The organism is Sphaerochaeta sp., assembly GCF_050256055.1.
Classification (GTDB): domain Bacteria; phylum Spirochaetota; class Spirochaetia; order Sphaerochaetales; family Sphaerochaetaceae; genus Sphaerochaeta.
The window spans coordinates 12,394-29,160 of sequence record NZ_JBFWIJ010000029.1; the positions used below are offsets into that span (position 1 = coordinate 12,394).

General features: G+C 45.9%; 16 protein-coding genes. 9 read left to right on the top strand and 7 right to left on the bottom strand.

The features are described from left to right. Positions 1–6: 6 nt before the first annotated feature. Together istA and AB7C91_RS11200 are read left to right on the top strand one after the other, a co-directional pair. Positions 7–1,248, top strand: coding sequence for an IS21 family transposase (istA, locus tag AB7C91_RS11195; RefSeq protein WP_428591474.1), 1,242 nt, complete (start codon positions 7–9; stop codon positions 1,246–1,248). Further along, positions 1,241–2,053: an ATP-binding protein gene (locus AB7C91_RS11200; RefSeq protein ID WP_428591477.1), complete on the top strand. Its 813-nt coding sequence runs from the start codon at positions 1,241–1,243 to the stop codon at positions 2,051–2,053. The genes istA and AB7C91_RS11200 overlap by 8 nt, the downstream gene beginning before the upstream one ends. Before the next feature lie 361 nt (positions 2,054–2,414). Here the strand turns inward: AB7C91_RS11200 and AB7C91_RS11205 are convergent, their stop codons facing one another. From AB7C91_RS11205 to AB7C91_RS11215, 3 genes are read right to left on the bottom strand one after another with little or no spacing between them, the layout of a single operon-like run. Then, positions 2,415–3,626, bottom strand: a complete 1,212-nt coding sequence (locus AB7C91_RS11205; RefSeq protein WP_428591480.1) for a Coenzyme F420 hydrogenase/dehydrogenase, beta subunit C-terminal domain — start codon at positions 3,624–3,626, stop codon at positions 2,415–2,417. After that, on the bottom strand, positions 3,623–6,238 hold the full coding sequence (locus AB7C91_RS11210) for a polysaccharide pyruvyl transferase family protein (protein WP_428591483.1): 2,616 nt from the start codon (positions 6,236–6,238) through the stop codon (positions 3,623–3,625). Before AB7C91_RS11210 ends, AB7C91_RS11205 begins: the two co-directional genes overlap by 4 nt. Then, positions 6,235–7,368 carry a hypothetical protein gene (locus tag AB7C91_RS11215; protein ID WP_428591486.1) on the bottom strand — a complete coding sequence of 378 codons (1,134 nt, stop codon included), beginning with the start codon at positions 7,366–7,368 and terminating at the stop codon, positions 6,235–6,237. Before AB7C91_RS11215 ends, AB7C91_RS11210 begins: the two co-directional genes overlap by 4 nt. A 398-nt stretch (positions 7,369–7,766) precedes the next feature. Here AB7C91_RS11215 and AB7C91_RS11220 point away from each other — a divergent pair, with 398 nt between their 5' ends. The 5 genes from AB7C91_RS11220 to AB7C91_RS11240 all read left to right on the top strand — a co-directional run bounded on the left by AB7C91_RS11220 (position 7,767) and on the right by AB7C91_RS11240 (position 10,733). Beyond that, entirely contained in the window at positions 7,767–7,994 is a 228-nt protein-coding gene (locus AB7C91_RS11220) for a hypothetical protein (protein WP_428591489.1), read from the top strand. Next, entirely contained in the window at positions 7,991–8,335 is a 345-nt protein-coding gene (gene tnpB, locus AB7C91_RS11225; protein WP_428591492.1) for an IS66 family insertion sequence element accessory protein TnpB, read from the top strand. The genes AB7C91_RS11220 and tnpB overlap by 4 nt, the downstream gene beginning before the upstream one ends. Positions 8,336–8,455: 120 nt before the next feature. Then, positions 8,456–8,614, top strand: a complete 159-nt coding sequence (locus tag AB7C91_RS11230) for a hypothetical protein (RefSeq protein ID WP_428591495.1) — start codon at positions 8,456–8,458, stop codon at positions 8,612–8,614. Positions 8,615–8,619: 5 nt separating this feature from the next. Next, on the top strand, positions 8,620–10,185 hold the full coding sequence (gene tnpC / locus AB7C91_RS11235) for an IS66 family transposase (protein WP_428591498.1): 1,566 nt from the start codon (positions 8,620–8,622) through the stop codon (positions 10,183–10,185). A 329-nt stretch (positions 10,186–10,514) separates the two neighbouring features. Then, positions 10,515–10,733, top strand: coding sequence for a hypothetical protein (locus tag AB7C91_RS11240; protein ID WP_428591501.1), 219 nt, complete (start codon positions 10,515–10,517; stop codon positions 10,731–10,733). A gap of 186 nt (positions 10,734–10,919) precedes the next feature. Here the strand turns inward: AB7C91_RS11240 and AB7C91_RS11245 are convergent, their stop codons facing one another. Further along, positions 10,920–11,369, bottom strand: coding sequence for a transposase (locus tag AB7C91_RS11245; RefSeq protein WP_428591504.1), 450 nt, complete (start codon positions 11,367–11,369; stop codon positions 10,920–10,922). A gap of 315 nt (positions 11,370–11,684) precedes the next feature. Here AB7C91_RS11245 and AB7C91_RS11250 point away from each other — a divergent pair, with 315 nt between their 5' ends. Beyond that, positions 11,685–12,344, top strand: coding sequence for a transposase (locus AB7C91_RS11250; protein WP_428591507.1), 660 nt, complete (start codon positions 11,685–11,687; stop codon positions 12,342–12,344). Next, positions 12,304–12,708: a hypothetical protein gene (locus AB7C91_RS11255; protein ID WP_428591510.1), complete on the top strand. Its 405-nt coding sequence runs from the start codon at positions 12,304–12,306 to the stop codon at positions 12,706–12,708. Before AB7C91_RS11250 ends, AB7C91_RS11255 begins: the two co-directional genes overlap by 41 nt. Positions 12,709–12,721: 13 nt before the next feature. On the opposite strand, the gene AB7C91_RS11260 is transcribed toward AB7C91_RS11255, so the two are convergent. The 3 genes from AB7C91_RS11260 to AB7C91_RS11270 all read right to left on the bottom strand — a co-directional run bounded on the left by AB7C91_RS11260 (position 12,722) and on the right by AB7C91_RS11270 (position 16,666). Further along, positions 12,722–13,768, bottom strand: a complete 1,047-nt coding sequence (locus tag AB7C91_RS11260) for a glycosyltransferase (protein ID WP_428591513.1) — start codon at positions 13,766–13,768, stop codon at positions 12,722–12,724. A gap of 226 nt (positions 13,769–13,994) precedes the next feature. Further along, a complete protein-coding gene (locus AB7C91_RS11265; protein WP_428591549.1) occupies positions 13,995–15,128 on the bottom strand; it encodes a Coenzyme F420 hydrogenase/dehydrogenase, beta subunit C-terminal domain in 1,134 nt (377 codons plus the stop codon). A 35-nt stretch (positions 15,129–15,163) separates the two neighbouring features. Continuing rightward, complete coding sequence (locus AB7C91_RS11270) at positions 15,164–16,666, bottom strand: transposase (RefSeq protein WP_428591516.1); 1,503 nt, start codon at positions 16,664–16,666, stop codon at positions 15,164–15,166. Between the last annotated feature and the right edge of the window lie 101 nt (positions 16,667–16,767).

The following is a 16,767-nucleotide window of genomic DNA, read 5'->3' on the forward strand; positions in this document are numbered from 1 at the left end:
AAAACATTGATCACTTTAAACGCACCGCTCATCCGTAGCGACTACAAAACAGGACTGTTCACGAAACAGGCGCTCGCCGAGAAATACCACGTACACCCCGACACGATCACGAACGTACTCAGCAGATGTGAGGATAAGGATATCTACCGAAGGACTTCCACCCCGGGCAATCTACTGATCACCCCGTACCAGACCTTCATCAAGGAACAGCTCCAGCGCGGAGATATGCAGGCCACATCCATATTCCAGCAACTCATCAGGCTCGGGGCCTGTCTATCATTGTCGACGGTCACCAAGGCGGTAAGGAAGATCAAGTACGGTCTGGACATGGCGGCCATCCGGTATGAAACCACACCCGGCCAACAGGCCCAGGCTGACTGGGCTTCGTTCAAAGGATTCTCTGCAACCATCGATGGCATCGAGCGACCGATCTATGCTTTCTTCATGATCCTCGGATACTCTAGGATGCGGTATGTGGAATTCGTAACCGAGATGACCACGATGACCTTGATCAGATGCATCGAGCATGCCTTCGCCTATTACGGCGGCAGTACCAAGGAAGTGCTCTTTGACAACATGCCCCAGATCGTGAATCGTTGCCTTACCACGAAAGACGGCAACTCGCTCGAGCGGATGCTGATCCCCGAGTTCACTGCCTTCGCGGATTATGTCGGATTTGACATAACTCTTTGTAGGATAAGGAGACCAGAACAAAAAGGAAAAGTCGAAAGAATTGTGAAATATTTCAAGGAGAGCTTCATGCCCCTGCTTCCCAAGAAGACAGGACACTCACTAATCGATCTGAACGAGCAGGCCATAGAGTGGTGTGATGAGGTCAACCACCAGGAGCACATGACCACCATGGAGATTCCGTATGACCGCCTTGGATCAGAGAACCTGAATCCGCTTCCCGGGATTCCTTATCTGGAGGATACCACGGCCAAGGTTTCCAAGGACGGATGCGTAGCCTTCCGTGGCCGGGTGTTCAATGTCGATATCAGGTTTGCCGGAATCGAGGGCAAGATAATCGACCTTGAGGACACCATCTTCGGCTACTTCGACGGCAAGCTGGTCATACTGGGCAAGCGCGACTTGCCCGTCCATATCAGGCATCAGTATTGCCACAGCGGGAATTCAGGAAAGCTCAGGCAGAAACGTTCCAAGCCGATCCATTCCAACATCTCCCGATGGCTTGGAGACAACCTGCCCCAGAAGATCTCGGTTGACTGGAAGCTCATCCATGCCTGACAAGTTCACCAAGCAGGTACTGCAGGATATCGCCTCATTCAACAACCGATATCTTGGAGGCGTTCTTGCCAATCTCTATGAATCACATCCTGAGCTTCAGGAGGAGATCGCCGATTCCATCATCGATGCGATTGCCGCCAAGGAGAACGACACCGTCAACAAGCTTCTGGAGGAGGCGTCCCTTCCCGGATACCCCGATCACTCCACCCTCTCCGATTTCGACACATCCTGTCTGTCAAAGGCGGACAAGGAGGTGTATGATAGGTTCATGACATTCGATTGTCTCACCGACAGGAACAGGAAACCGAATCTCATCCTGTATGGTCCTCCCGATTGCGGCAAGGAGAAGGTCGCCATTGGATTGGGCGATCGATTGTGCAGGGAGGGATGCTCGGTGCGTTTCATCGACTTCCATCATCTGATGGAGGTGCTGCAGACCCATGGGAGACTTCCCTCCAGCAATACCCTGTATCGGATGCTCACCAAGGTGGAATGTCTGATCATCGACGATTTTGCCTGCATGAACATCCATGATGCCGATCTGCTTGACAGCCTCTATGTGTTGCTCAGGAGCAGGATGGATGATCATCTCAGCCCCAAGGCCAAGAAAAAGATCCGCTCGACGTTCGTCACGACCCATCACCATCTTGAGGATTGGCCGCGCCACCTGATCGGCGACGACTTCAAGGTGTTGCAGATCATCAACATCCTTTATGGTCGCGGGACCCTGCTGTCCATCGACGAGAAGGCTCCCAGGATTGAGGAAGATGAAAACACTTCCTCATCTTCCGAGGCTACCCGGTAATCAACAACCCCGAAAATTCAATTACGTTTTGAAAGTACCTTTTCCCAAAAGGCGGGGAAACCGTGTCCTTTTCAATCCGGAAAATTGCTTTACCAGAAATGCCGAAAATTGCGATGTTGTCTACATGTCCATCGATGAGAAGGCTCCCAGGATTGAGGAAGATGAAAACACTTCCTCATCTTCCGAGGCTACCCGGTAATCAACAACCCCGAAAATTCAATTACGTTTTGAAAGTACCTTTTCCCAAAAGGCGGGGAAACCGTGTCCTTTTCAATCCGGAAAATTGCTTTACCAGAAATGCCGAAAATTGCGATGCTGTCTACATATGCTCGGCCGCACTAACTGGTACCGATAATAACCGTTATTTGTGGTCATAGAATAATTTGCTACTCATTATTCGTCTTAAAAGCAGCTTTGCTTTGCTCAATAAATCATACTTAAAATATTTAATTGCTATATATTTGAAACCATGATTGTAAAAATCCACCCACATTTTCTCTCTGTCCTGAGGCATACTTACAGGCTCTTGAAGGTTTCTCTGATAGGCAATGCAATCTGATAAATCTTCCTCTACCAATTCAGCATATTTTGACAACCCACGTATAAGCTTGCCACCTGCCCTCGTATTCACCAGGACGAGCGATACACCTAATTCATCATCCAACTCCGGATGGGTTTTCTCTATTCCCCAGAAGTCAGCAATGGTTATATCTGATATGCGGGATTCATTTGCGTATGGGCATTGATAGCAAGACGGTCTATACCCGAGGCAGGAAAAAAACAACTGCATGAAAGTCCTGATATCCGGGCACACATCGCCAACTCGTGTTTTTCCGTTTCTAAAAACAACATAAGGTGAATATTTATGCCAACCGTTCTTTTTGCTGCGAGTTGCGGCTTCAACAATCGACGAGTTGTTTTCACTTATTAGGAAGTCAAGGTATGCCCGCCACAGCCTTCGGCTAGGGACACCGTGGCAGATAATGTCGCATAGTACAAGTCTTTCAGTATCTATTTTTGTTTTTGAAAGATAATGTTTCAACCCGTCAACCTGACATGGTGTACCAGTAAAGATGATATGTTTCCCATTATTCAGGTCGTTACAAACCTCGCGATAAGTGCTGCCTATGCTGCTTTGAATATATTTTGAACCGCGAAATGCTTTCCGTTCATTCGGCGTCGCTGCGCTCCGATGAATAACCTCATCATAATGCTCGCTATATGCCGCTCCATAACAAATAGCATTGTTTGAATATTCATCAAATAACCAGTCTGTTATTGCAGAAAACGCCCCGCCCGATGCGCTGTTTTTTCTAACTTCGTCAGACTTGTGCTTCAACGCAAACACTTTCTTCTTGTAATGTTTGGTCAAAGTTTCATCATTATAGCGTGCTATCGACGGGCACACCTGTTCGCACAAGCCGCAACTAATACAAACATCTAGGTATATATGTGGATAGAGAAAGCCTTCTTTATCTTCTTCCATTCTGATAGCACTGTTTGGGCAAATGTTATAACATGCCGAACATCCTGTACATTTTTCTTTCTCACAGAGCTTCACTTTTATACTCATTCGGTTACCAACTGTAGAGCGGCTTTCAAATATTCCAATGCTTTTTTAGCTTCTTCATCCAGAACTGAGTTAGAGCGTGCAAAATTCATGTCCTGAATGTACGGTGACACAACTTTTGGACACTCTGTTCGAGAAGAAATAAAACGGTTTTCGTGACCAACTAGTTTTAAGAATGACTCAATGCGAGTACTCTGGTTAAAGCCATGCCCATACTGCCGCTGAAAGCAGTAAAATGGTGTATTCATTTTTACAGAAAATGCCGTTGCATGAAATGAATCTGTCATAACGAGTAGTGCGCAATCAATTAATCCGACAAAATCAAAAGGGTTCCCTATTATTCTAGTAATGTTATTAGTAGCATGGAGAATTTCATAATCCGAGTTGAATAAAACGATATCAATACCATTGTCATTGCTGATTTCACTGATGAGTTGAACCGCCATGCTATTGGGTTCATCAAGAAAATACAGCAAAACATATTTGGCTCGATTATAAGCTACACACGACAATACACTACCGTTGTCTCTCACCTCATCACGCCACTGCGACGCTGGTAGTACAAGAACAGGATCTGGTATAACGGTGACATCAGCCTGTAGCAAATCGCGTAGTATTATCGCGCCGCTTGTTTCACGTACAGAGAGTGCTGCATATTCGCTTACATATTTTTTAATGGCATGTCTGTTATAATCAGGTATCTCCGTCACTCCCAAACTCGGAGCAAAAGCGATGCGTTTTTTCCGTGGCACAAAACGCAGAAAGTAATATTTATCCAGAACAAGGCTTGATGGATTCCAGATTTGATCACTTCCAGATATAAAGGCAATATATTCCTGAGACTTTGCCAATTTCCGGAGACGAAGGGTACTTATATTAAGAATATTGATAGTATTCTTAAAGCTTGTCTCGAACTTTGACGAAACCTGATCGTTTTTCTGAACACGAGATGCTGACTTTCCCCTCTGCAAAATTGTTTTGGTGTTCCTTGGATGCAAAATGCACTTGATGAAAGAAATCAACTCACGCCAAATTCTGCGTGCAACCTTAACTACAACTTTGTCAGTACGGCGCAGTAGAACTCCAGTATAACAGAAATGTTGGAGTATCTTTTGCGTTGCAAAGCATTGCAGAAATGAACCCGCGTTGTTATTTCCCGAGTATGTAACAATGCCTACTTTTTTCATCACTGCCACCTCAATTCTCATTGTATTGTGTTTCATAAGAAGCTGTTTTCTGATGAGATTAGCTGCCCATGAAATGTCTTTTCTATAGATAACAAGCATTATCGCTATGCAAGGTATAGACGTGAGCACAGGGTATCCGCTAAAAGTACTCATGAAGCACTGTAATAGGAGGACTAACGTCGCCAGTAGAATTCGAATATAGTTGACTGTAAATGCAAAGTATTTACGTGAATTGATCATACGAAACACAGCTATGCTTACATGTGATATTATGGTAGCGATAACTGCTCCCCATATTCCGACTTTGGGTATTAGAATGATATTAGTAATGATACTGACAACTGCACCACAAAGGGTCGTTAGTCCAACCATAACATTCTTCTTTGCAGCCGTGTATATGGAGCCAAAGAAAAATGAGTACGAATGGAAGAGAGTACCGACTAACAAAAACGACACATAAATCCAAGATGAGAAGAAAGAATTCCCAACATATATTGACATAAATGGTTGAATCACCATTATAATGCACGACGATGCAATAAACTGCAGAAAGCTAAACGCTGAAAATACATTTGAAAAGAACGACTTATTATTCGACGAATCATACTCTGTGATAGCCGATATTGTCCAAGCAGATTGGAAAATGCCTGTAAACACTGCTAGTAATGCAGGTATCTTTGCTGCCGCAGAATACAATCCTACATCCTCTGAAGACATGAAGTGTTCTATTAGAAATCTGTTTGATGAAGTGACCAACCACCATGATATAGCATTCAATATCATGGGTATCGAAAAACGAATCATCTTTACCAGAAGTTCACGATTTACTTGCGATTTAGCAACACCGTATATAACCCCTCCAGAAATAACAATGAAGATAATAGTGATTAGTAAAGCCAAAATCATTGCATAAAAGTATCCTGCAATACCCATATTAAACCATAACAAAAAAATCAGGTTGAACATGGCTAGAGAAATGGCAAAAAGAAGGCTTTGAAAAGCGTATGCTTTGTTCTTTTCAATTGCTTTAAGATAAACAGAAAGAACGGTGCGAAACATTTGCAGAATTGTAATGACCGCAAAAAAGACATACCAATCTGCTAATACCCTGTACATGCGTATCAATGGGAGTGCCAGCAGTACACAGCATGAAGAAGCAGTAAGAATTATTACTGCGTTTTTCAACACTTCCCCTTTGTTTACCGCTTTTTCCAACCCGAAGCGAAGAACGGCATCTTGAATGGAGACCGTTAGAATAGGGATTAACAAATTAACAGAAGATAACATTAATTCAGTTATACCGTAGTCTGCTGTTGATAGAACGTTTGTATAGAGAGGTACCAACAAAAAGGATATAAGTTTAGCACCAATGTTTCCGACTGTAAAAACAATTGTATTACTTGTGAGTGCTTTGTAATTGCTTTTCATATTGGCGCACCTATTTTATCTGTATTATGGTTTTCATGCTCATCACTGGCAAAGCTACTAATGATTAACATGGGGATTATCCGTTGAACAAATGCCGTAAGCACAATCACAATGTTATACATACCAACCGACTGAGACATAAGTAGAGCTAAATATATATATGTTATTTTTTTCCATTTATTCGCAGTTAACTCGTAGCGTATGCTATATTGCACAGAAAAATATGTCGTGATAGCTGAGATTATCGGTGCAAATATCGCGGTAAAGTAATAGTTACCGATCCCGATGGTAGAGGGTATTTGTCCGCCTAATCCGCTCATTCCCGTAAATAAGGTTACTATAGATTCACCTTCGAGGGGAAATAACGTGTTTCTGAAGGGAATCGTTGTATACAGAGTATATAAGAAAGACCGCATTTTATTATGTGCCGGTAAAAAAAAGCTCGCAGAGACATTATCTACGCCAGAAAAATATGAGTTAAACCATTGCGATAAATATTCCCACATACTATTCATGCCATAATAGCGTGTTGATTCAGCATACTTCAAAGAAAAAAGTGCTACTACAAACACTACACAAATTATACTCACATATGCATACAGCTTAGTTCTATGCTTTGTGTACATATTTGCAGTAAAAATAAACAAGACAAGCGTTGTAACAAGGGTATAGGCAACTGCGCCACTAATAAACAGGAATTGCAAACCTATTACTATAAGACAGAGAAACAATCCAAGTGTTCTATCAGGGTGTTTGTAATATATATGCTGAATAATATATGCAGGAAGCAAAATACGAATAAAAGAAAACAGAAATTCAAACAGCGTCGATCCAATACGCTCTGCAGAACCAACGCCAACATAGTCGTAGTAGGTATATGGGTTATCCTTAATCTTTGAAGCAAATAGTTCAAATACAGTACGGTAATTGCCCTGAACAACAGGAAATGCAAACCACAACAATACGCAGGCTCCTGTAAGGCTCAGCAAAAGAAAGCCGTATATTTTAAAAGTCACTTTTCCATGACTCTTGTTTCGATTATGAACTCTCTTATTATTATTTAATACATAAGCAACAACCACAAAGCAGACAATCATTTCATAAGTCATTAGAAAAACTGCTTTATTCACCGCATTGTCTCTAGTGTAATTATCAAACAGTGAATAGTATCCTCCGAATTTCATTATTAATGGTGTTAAGACATTTCGGATAAAAAGCTGTCCAATTATGAACGTAACTCCTATATTCTTCATAAAGACGCTAAATATAGTTTTACCAAACACAACACATAACAGCAAATAAACCAGTGGCAGCATAAACAGGAAGGCATACTGCGACGGCTGATTCTCGTCGAGGAGCAGGAGGAAAGTTGTCAATAAAGATGTAAGTATAAAAGCAAAAATGAAACAATATTCTCTTCTTATCAAATCAGTTACCCTAATACCCTCATTAAATGGTGTCAGTCCGTACAACTACGCACTAACGCCCATTCCTAATCTCCGATATGCTGTTGACCATGGAGGAACCCATGGACCAGACAGCAAAAAGCACATTCAGCTTTGGAATCGAACCAATCAGCAAAAGAGCCTACCATCGTAGTGGTAAGTACAAGAAGACTACCAGGACCAGACGCCGTCGCAAAAGCGGACTGAAGTATCGTAAAGCCGAAGAGAACACCAAGGGCCTTGTCCTGGCAGGATTCATCGGCATCCCCTCAGGACCTGTTGCAGTTTCAGAAATGGAGGTGTCGCTATGATGGATGTCGGTGATGTCCCGATCTACCTGCGCCCTGTTTTCACAGATGGCAGGAAGGCAATTGACGGCCTGGTGGGTGTCATCCAGGAACAGATGAAGATGGATGTCCTGCAGGGTGGGCTGTTCATCTTCTGCTCCAAGGCCAAGACCTCAATCAAGTGCATCCTCTGGGATGGGACGGGATTTTGGAATATACAGAAAAAATTGGTGGGCTATACCTTCGCATGGCCACGCGACGAGCGTGAGGTGATGAGGATTACCTCCCAGCAGCTGGGGCAGCTGCTGGATGGCATCGATGTGTTCCGCAAGTTCGTCCCCTGGGCGGACGTCAAGATCTCCTGACACCAAAAACTCCGTATTGATGTCTTATAATCATACTTTTGACACACCAGATGCATCCAAAGTATGATTTTGGGCTATTAAATACTGTACAAAACCGCTGATGTATGATACTATTCCTTCATGAAGTTTGAGGTAAGCCATCAGGACCGGTCGGTCATCATAGCACTGGGCACAAAGCTCAAGGACAAGCAAGGCGGGGGTTTTGTCACGCCACCCATACCCCTCTTCCTGATGAAAGATTCCTCGCACATTCCTCCAAGGAAGAGCTTGCGGCCCTAGCCAGGATGGCCATCATACAAGCCAATGAGGTGACCAAGCTCGGCCTCATCATCTCCCTGCTGGACGGCACTGCCGACGTGAGGTGTGAGCAGTCTACAGTCGCAGACCTTGACCTCTTTGCAGAGGACCAACAGATAACCGGGCAGGATGGGGACAGGCCGCTACTTGCAGCTGATACCGAAGAAGGCAAAGGCAAAAAGTCCATCCAAAATACCAAGAATGGGCTTACCGGCTGTACCCACGTAGTGGAGAAGGTGTATGCGCTTACCGAGGAGCAGATCAGGATGCTTGAGGATTCCGGCATGCAGGTCAGGGGCCTTGGTGAGGATGTCAGCGAATTTTACCAGTCCATCAATGTCATGATCCGTTTCAAGGCAAAAATGCTGAAGTACTCGCTCAGGGACAAGGTGACCGGTGAGGAAAGCATAGTGACAGCCAAATCCGTCGCACGCTTCCTGCCGAAGACCAAGGTCGGGGACCTTTTCCTCGGGGACTTCTTCCACAAGAAATATGCCATGCATGTCCCCTTCAACAGGTACAGCCAGGCGCTCAGGCTTGACGGGTGCAACATCAGCAGGCAGGACCTCGACCGCTACCATATGCAGGTGTATGAGAGGATCTGGAAAATGGAGGAGCTTCTCGAAGAGAAGGCAAGGGCTTCGGAGGTCCTGTACATCGACGAGGTCCCGACGGTCACCCAGAAAAGTCCCAAGAAGAAGAACTACATATGGGTATTCAATACCGATGAGTTTGCCTGGTACCGGTACTTAGAGGGACGGGCGGGAGCCGACCCCCTCGGACATTTCAAGGATTACACTGGTTTCTGCATGACAGATGCATATGCGGCCTATCCTGCATACCTTCATGCAGCGACCCTTTGCGCCTGTCTCACCCATTGCCGTCGCCGGTATGTCGATTACCGGAGAATTACCGGGTCCGAGGCTGCGGTGAAGTTCCCCCTGGACTGTTTCGGGAAGATCTATCATGAGGATGGGATCCTCAGGGACAGGCTCAAGGCCGGTGAGATGACCGAGGAACAGTTTCTTGAGGATAGGAACGCCATTTGCCTGCCCATCCTGAAGGATCTGAAGCAATGGTGTGACAACTGTGCCCTTACCGGTTACGGAAGGAGCGTCCCTCTCAAGCGCGCTGTCACCTATACCTTGAACAACCGGGAAAAGATCGAGAACACGTTCCTTTCCGCCAAGACCGATCTCGACAATAACAGGAGCGAACGTCTGGTCAAAGTCATAAAACTTGGCTCCAAGAACTGGATTACGCATGGCAGTGAGGAAGGTGCGAGGGCAACGGCTCTGATGTACAGCCTCATGGAGACCGCCAAGATGCATGACCTCAACCCCCGTGACTACCTTTCCTACCTGTTCATGAAGGGAGCTGTCTCTGCCAGCTGGGAACTTGGCAGGGAGATCCTTGAGCCCCTCATGCCCTGGAACGTAAATCAGGAAGACCTGTCCATTGTAACCGGGGAATACCAGTTCATCGCCAACAACATGATCCCCATAGAGGAGTATGAGGCCAGGATGGCTGAGATACAGGCCCAAAAGGGCTAGGCTGCATTCAGTATACATTGGTTCATCCGTTGACAGCATCCTGGTTCTCCTATGGATGCTATCGTATAATACCCACGTTTATAGCATAAGTGCGTAGTTGTACGGACTGACACATTAAATGAATAAAAATCAGAATCTGCATACGGGTGGTGACACCCTTTGAATCAATGCAAATTTCAGCGATTTTGCTCCCTGTAGCGCATTAAAACGGATTTTTGAAATCCCAATTCCAAGATTTTCTCTATTTTCTCATATTTGTTTTCGGGCGGATTCATTATGACGAAGAACATGTTCAGGTACCCTTGAAGGTCCTCTCTGATGAATCCTGCATGGGAGTGGAGGAACATCTGAAGCAGCCTGCAGAGCTGATTGACAGGATTGAGCGGATTCTTGGAATCAGGGAGCTTCTTGATTTCCCTGGAATCATAGGCTTCGCTTTCAAGGTCCAGCATTGTTACGAGCTTGTTGTGCGAACCGTCAAGATCATGGATCAGCCTGGAACCAGGCTTGATGTGGCGGCCAAACGCTTCGATCGTCCTCTTGCCTGAGGCCTTCCCGTTTCCCTCCGCAAAGAAGAGGCAATGCCGGCTTGAATCACAGGCTACGCCTATGCACAGCTGGTTGCGGGAAAGGCCCCTGTACTCTGTTCCATCATCCTAGGCATGGATATCCGGATCCCGAAACCTGATGAATGTCTCATCGAGCCATACATCACCTTCGAGAACCATGCCATCTTAGATCCCGTCCAACAGCAGGAAAACCTTGCTGATCCAGTATTTCGTTGTATTATTGGCATTCCTGTTGACCTTGGATGTCAGGTTGGAGCTCCCAAAGCCGAAGATGTCCAAAAGGAACCCCATCCATTCGGATATGGAAAGCCTATGGCTGTCAAATACCGTGTTGTTCAGGATGTTGAACCGCTTTCCGCATTCCTTGCAACGGTATCTCCTGATTCCCTTGTCCGAGTACCCCTCCTTGCGTATCAATGGAGATCCGCAATGCTTGCACTGCGTCACTTCATAGGAGTTCAGGAATGCAGATTCCTCCATCTCATCAAGACGCGGATGGCGATGATTGTAGTCACGTTCAGTACACTTGTCTATAAAGGTCTGTAAAGGGGTTGCTTCTTCAGCACTTGTCCAAGGAGTTCTCCTCCTGGACTTTGATTTGATATTGTCTGGCATGGTTGGTAGTCCAAATGTCAGAGAGAACAGCCTGTCTTTGGACTACCACATCTAAACCGCAGGCTGAACTCTCAAACAGTTTACAAGAATCATGCCAACAAACATCACAGTATTCAATGACCTCGGAAATTACCACCCGTATACAGATTATGATTTAAAACCTCCAATTCTGCACAGAGGTGATGAAATCACCAGAGATTGAAATTCAGCAGGGGCCTTTGGTATACTGAAAACAAGCAGTATGCGGAGATGGCCCGTTGCTTAGATGTGGTAGTCCGACGCGGGTCATCCCTGCATACCTTTGGACAACCACCTATGAATGATGACCTTACTACAAAGTCCCGGAGGAAGACTCCCTGGACTGGAAAAACCGAAGGGGTAACACCCCTACAAGCACTGATAGACAATTGCACCGGACGGGATTACGATCACCGACATCCTGAGATCGAAGAAATCTCGGAACAGGACTTCTTCAATTCCATTGACCTCAAGAGCTGCAGGTACTGCGGCTCAACCAGGATTGTGAAGGATGGAAGAGCCAAGAACAAGACAATACGCTATAAGTGTAAGGACTGTGGGAAGCGCTTTACTGCCATCACCAACACCATCTTCGATAGCCACAAGCTGCCTATTTCAGAATGGATGGGATTCCTGCTTGATGTCTTCGGATATGGAAGTTTCAACCTCACCTCAAAAGTAAACAGAAATTCAGGCAATACAACGAAATACTGGAGGGACAAGACATTTCTGCTAGTAAGAGGAATTCAGGATGACATTGTGCTTGAAGGTCGTGTCTGGTCGGATGAGACCTTCTTCAAGGTGAGGTCAAACGCCATTCGATCCCATGGGGATGGCACGGAATTCCGGGGGCTGTCCATCAACCAGCTCTGCATAGGAGTTGCCTGCGACAAGCACGGCCACTCACTGTACATCCTTGAGGGGTTCGGAAAGACCTCCGCCGCTCAAAACGGTTGAGGCCTTCAAGAGCCACATAAAACCAGGTTCGACACTGGTCCATGACAAGGAGAAATCCCATAACAGACTCGTGCGGGAACTGGGCCTGAAAAACGAATCCTATGATTCCAAGGAAGTAAAGAAGCTTCCCGATTCCGAGAATCCCCTGGACAAGATCAACGAGATTTGCCGGCTGCTTCAGATGTTCCTCCACGCTCATGCCGGATTCATAAGGTCTGATCTTCAGGACTACCTGAACGTGTTCTCAGTGATCATGAACCCTCCTAAGAACAAGTATCAGAAACTGGAAATGCTGTTCAACAGAGCAATGGTCTTCCCTGTTCTGCTCCGTTACAGGATGGAAACCCCTCATTCAAGCGTTTGAATGAGGGGTTTCATCACCTCTGTGCAGAATTAGAGGTTTGATTTAATAAAAAATGCTCAAACTTCCTTGCTTCCACATCAATATCAAATCCGGCTTCCACCAGCTCGTCGTGAGTATCTCTTCGTTCAAATGTAGAACTGCAGCCAGTAAGAATTTCTTTTGCCCACGTTTCAGACGAATCAGATAACGATAAATAATGCATAAGATCGCTTACCTTCGCAGCAAGCGGTACACCTTCTTTTGAGCCATAACAGGGAAGCCCCATGGCCTGCGCCTCAACATACACAATACCAAAGCCCTCATAATTAGACGGCAAAACGAACACATCAAAAGCGTTAAGAAGGTGATAAACATCCGTTCGTGCACCCCAAAAATGCACCTTTTCCTGCAAACCAAACCGTTCTACCTTGCCTCTGATTTCAGGCATTAATTCTCCATCACCAATCAAAACCAGTACGGCGTTGCTTTTCAGTTGACAGATGCTTTTAAATATGTCTATTAGGAAACTGTAGTTTTTTTGATAAGAGAATCGCCCCACGCAGCCTAAAACTAAATTATTATCTAATGAAAAGCCAGTACGAATATCAGCCCGTTTGTCAGCGTCAAACACGTAAAGATTAAGATCGATAGCGTTATTTATAATATGATATAATTCCCCTTCGGGCGGTTTTTTCCCGTATGCCCATACAGCGGCCTCTTTACTGCATGCCAACAAATCCGTTGCGCACAACCTGACCAACTTCCCGAATATTTTCCTGCGTAGTTTCCGTGCAATGCTTTCCGGAGAATTAGCAACATGACTATGTGCAATACGCCTCTTTACACCGAGAATCGCGGCAAAAAGCATTTGCGGCGCAGCGTCATAGCCATTTTGTGAATAGACGATATCATAATGATCTGCCTTAATATGTTTAAACTGATTGTGCAGGCACTTGAGCACTCCGTCACGATACCGACAATTTTTAAATATCTTGCTTCCCGTATCTATAACATCTTGTTCGTATATCGGTTCATATCCCTTTATCGTTTCAAAGTCGAAAATAATCTTGGTATGATCCATTCTGAGATAATAATCGAGAACGACCTTTGATACCCCTCCGATTGTCAGCGAAGCTCCGAAGCATAATACTCTTTTCATTATGTTACCTTTCCTTTTACGGGCTTTCGTATACGCATGAGAAAGGCCTTCATTTTTATTTGACTACTGTTGTCAAGCACTAAATACAAGGAATTGAATTTTTTAAGACTGCGAGGAAGATATCTGGAAAGAGTGGATCGAAAAGGTTTCAGACGGACATATATTTTAGCAGAGGCTCCAAAATCTGTAAAGTTGAAGTGCTCATAAAAACCAGTACGAAGTGCTCATAAAAACCAGTACGGGACACTGGCCTTTGTGTTGGCATAACCAGTGTTTTATTGTTTGATATTGCATGCTCCGGCACCGAATTGATTGAACACAACAGAGGTTTGATCAACTCATAATATCTTTGACCGATTTCCGTATTGATAAAAACTACGGAAGCGCCTTGTTCTGTATTAAATTCCGGGTAAACTTTGGAAATTTCCCAGTAGTCTCCAAGAGTTATATCACCTTGGCGCGGCAAGGAGGCAAATTTACAAGTATAGCAGCTCTCACGAAAACAGTTATCCTTGAAGTACAGTGAATAATGATCCGCAGCAACAGGAAAATAATGTTTGTGTATGCTCGCGTTTTTTACATATGTATAGCTCCCCCAATTGCCCCAGCCCCATTTAGACTTATCCCGAAAGCTGTATTCGATAATTTTGCTTTTTCGCAAAGACTCAAGGTACCTCAAATAAGAGTGCCAAAGCTTATGGCTTGGTACACCATGACATAAGATGTCAATCGTTACTAAATTTGAGTAGCGTTTTTTTCCAAAATAAGCGTTGAGCCCGGCTACTTGACAAGGTGTGCCAGAAAAGAGCACCTCTCTCCCTAAAGATAGATCCCGTTTTACAGAAAGGAAGATACCACCCAAGCTGCTCTCTACATATTTTGACCCTTGTAAAGCAGTCGCTTCCGCCAGAGTTTTTGCTCGAATATGCTTCACATTCAGCGCAGCATCAAACGCCGCTCCATATACAACACCGCCGTTCTCAATCATATGCTTAGCCAAAATGATAAAGACTCCTCCTGATGAGCTTGTTTGAAGAAGTGAGAGATCTTTAACTTTCGTAGCATAAACATATGGATTAGGCAACAAAGATAAATCTAAATGTGTATTCGTAACAGGGCAAATTCTCATACAAATTCCACATTCGATACATTTCTTGCTATTGATAATTGGGTATAGAAAACCCTCCCAATTCTCACGCATTTCAATGCATCCCTGCGGACAGTCCAAGGCACATGCGGAACAGCCGGTACAAATTTTTAAATCACATAATTCAACTCTAATTCCCGGTGATTTTTCTCACCACAAACCTTACCGGGCTACCGGACAATCTTGTCCGGGCTCTTCAATTTGAGCGCCTTGTAAGCGTCATTGACCTTCTTGGTTGCCTCCTGGACCACCACCAGCGAATCGTACACCTTGCACTTCTGGTTCCTCAGTTCCTTGAACAGGCCGATGAGGTTCACACCCTTGGAATCCAACTCTCCCTGCAACCGCTTGCAGATGATGGTGGCGATGAAACACAGCAGCAGGTGTCCCCTGAAGGTATCCTCTCCATGGACCCTGAGCGGCAGGATGTCTGCATAGTTCTTGGTGATGTTGAACACCTGCTCGATCTGCTGGCGGGCATAGTACAGGGGAAGAACCTCCTTGGTGTCGATCTCCTCGGACGATATCATGATGAACGACCCGAGTACGGCGAGGCTGTTGTCGATCTCCTGTGGGTCGATGCCGTCCTCGGCTGCATTCACCAGCATCGCGTTCATCTCATGCGATCTGCGCAGCATGTCGATGCCGATGTAGGCGAAGGCATCGATGCCGAAGCCGACACTGCAGGGAACCCGCTTGAGGTATACCGCCCTGCCGTTGTAGCTGACCGGATTGCGCCCGTGTTGCAGCCCCTGGGCATGGGCGGCGAGCAATTGCTTGTACAGTTTCCGGTTTGGCTTCAGCCTTGTCAGATAGGCTATCCCGTTCTCGTGCAGTGCCTTGATGTTGCCCTCGGTGAAATATCCGGCGTCGAGGATGGCATAGTCTGCTGCGATCCCGCACATCTGCAACTCTTCAATGGTTGCCTTGAGGGTCGACACATCAATCACGTTGCCCGCCACATACCTGAAATACAGGGGCATCCCGCTGAGCCGGTCGGTGACGTAGATGAGCCGCGTCCCCACGCTCACCTGCCCTCCATGGTTGCTGTATGCGGTGTAGGGGAAATCAATGCTGTCCGGCAGTCCGGTGCTGTCAATCAGCAGCCCGTGGACGGTCTCGGCCGGGAACTGCCTAGCCAAGTACATGCGGAAGAACCGCCTCTGCAGCTCCTCGTCTCCCAGATGGGAGAGGAACTCGCTGATCCGCTGGCTTTGCAGGGCGGCGCAGGGAAGCAGGAGCCTCGCATAACTGCCCTCGTACCAAGTGCCGGCGTAGCAGCGGGCCCCGGTTGCAAGAATCCGGTGGTACACCAAGGCGAGCAGCGTGTCGCCTTGGCCGGGGAGCAGGGAATTCAGGATGGCATGATACGGGGTCGTCCGCAGATATTCATCCAGGACATGCACATCCCCGAAATCAAGGATCAGTCGCTCGGGCCCTTTCGGCTTCAAGGCGAGGGCATGCCCATCGGGGGGAGCTTCCTCATACCCCGCCTCGAGGGTGTACCGGAAGACACCGCGTTCCCGGTTCTTGAAAATCCCCCGTTGCTTGTCCAGGACACGCCCGAGATTCTCGGTTTCATTGACTTTCCTGCCGTCCACGCGCATCGGAAGGCATACCGAGGCGTATTCGGCACCGTTTTTCTGTTCATAGCGGATGAATTTGTTGGCCATCAGGGGCATGCCTCCTTGTGGAGAGAATTATATTTCTCACCACATTTATAGCATGCCCTCTTCAGAAATACAACATAATTATGTGCAATTCCATGAAAACC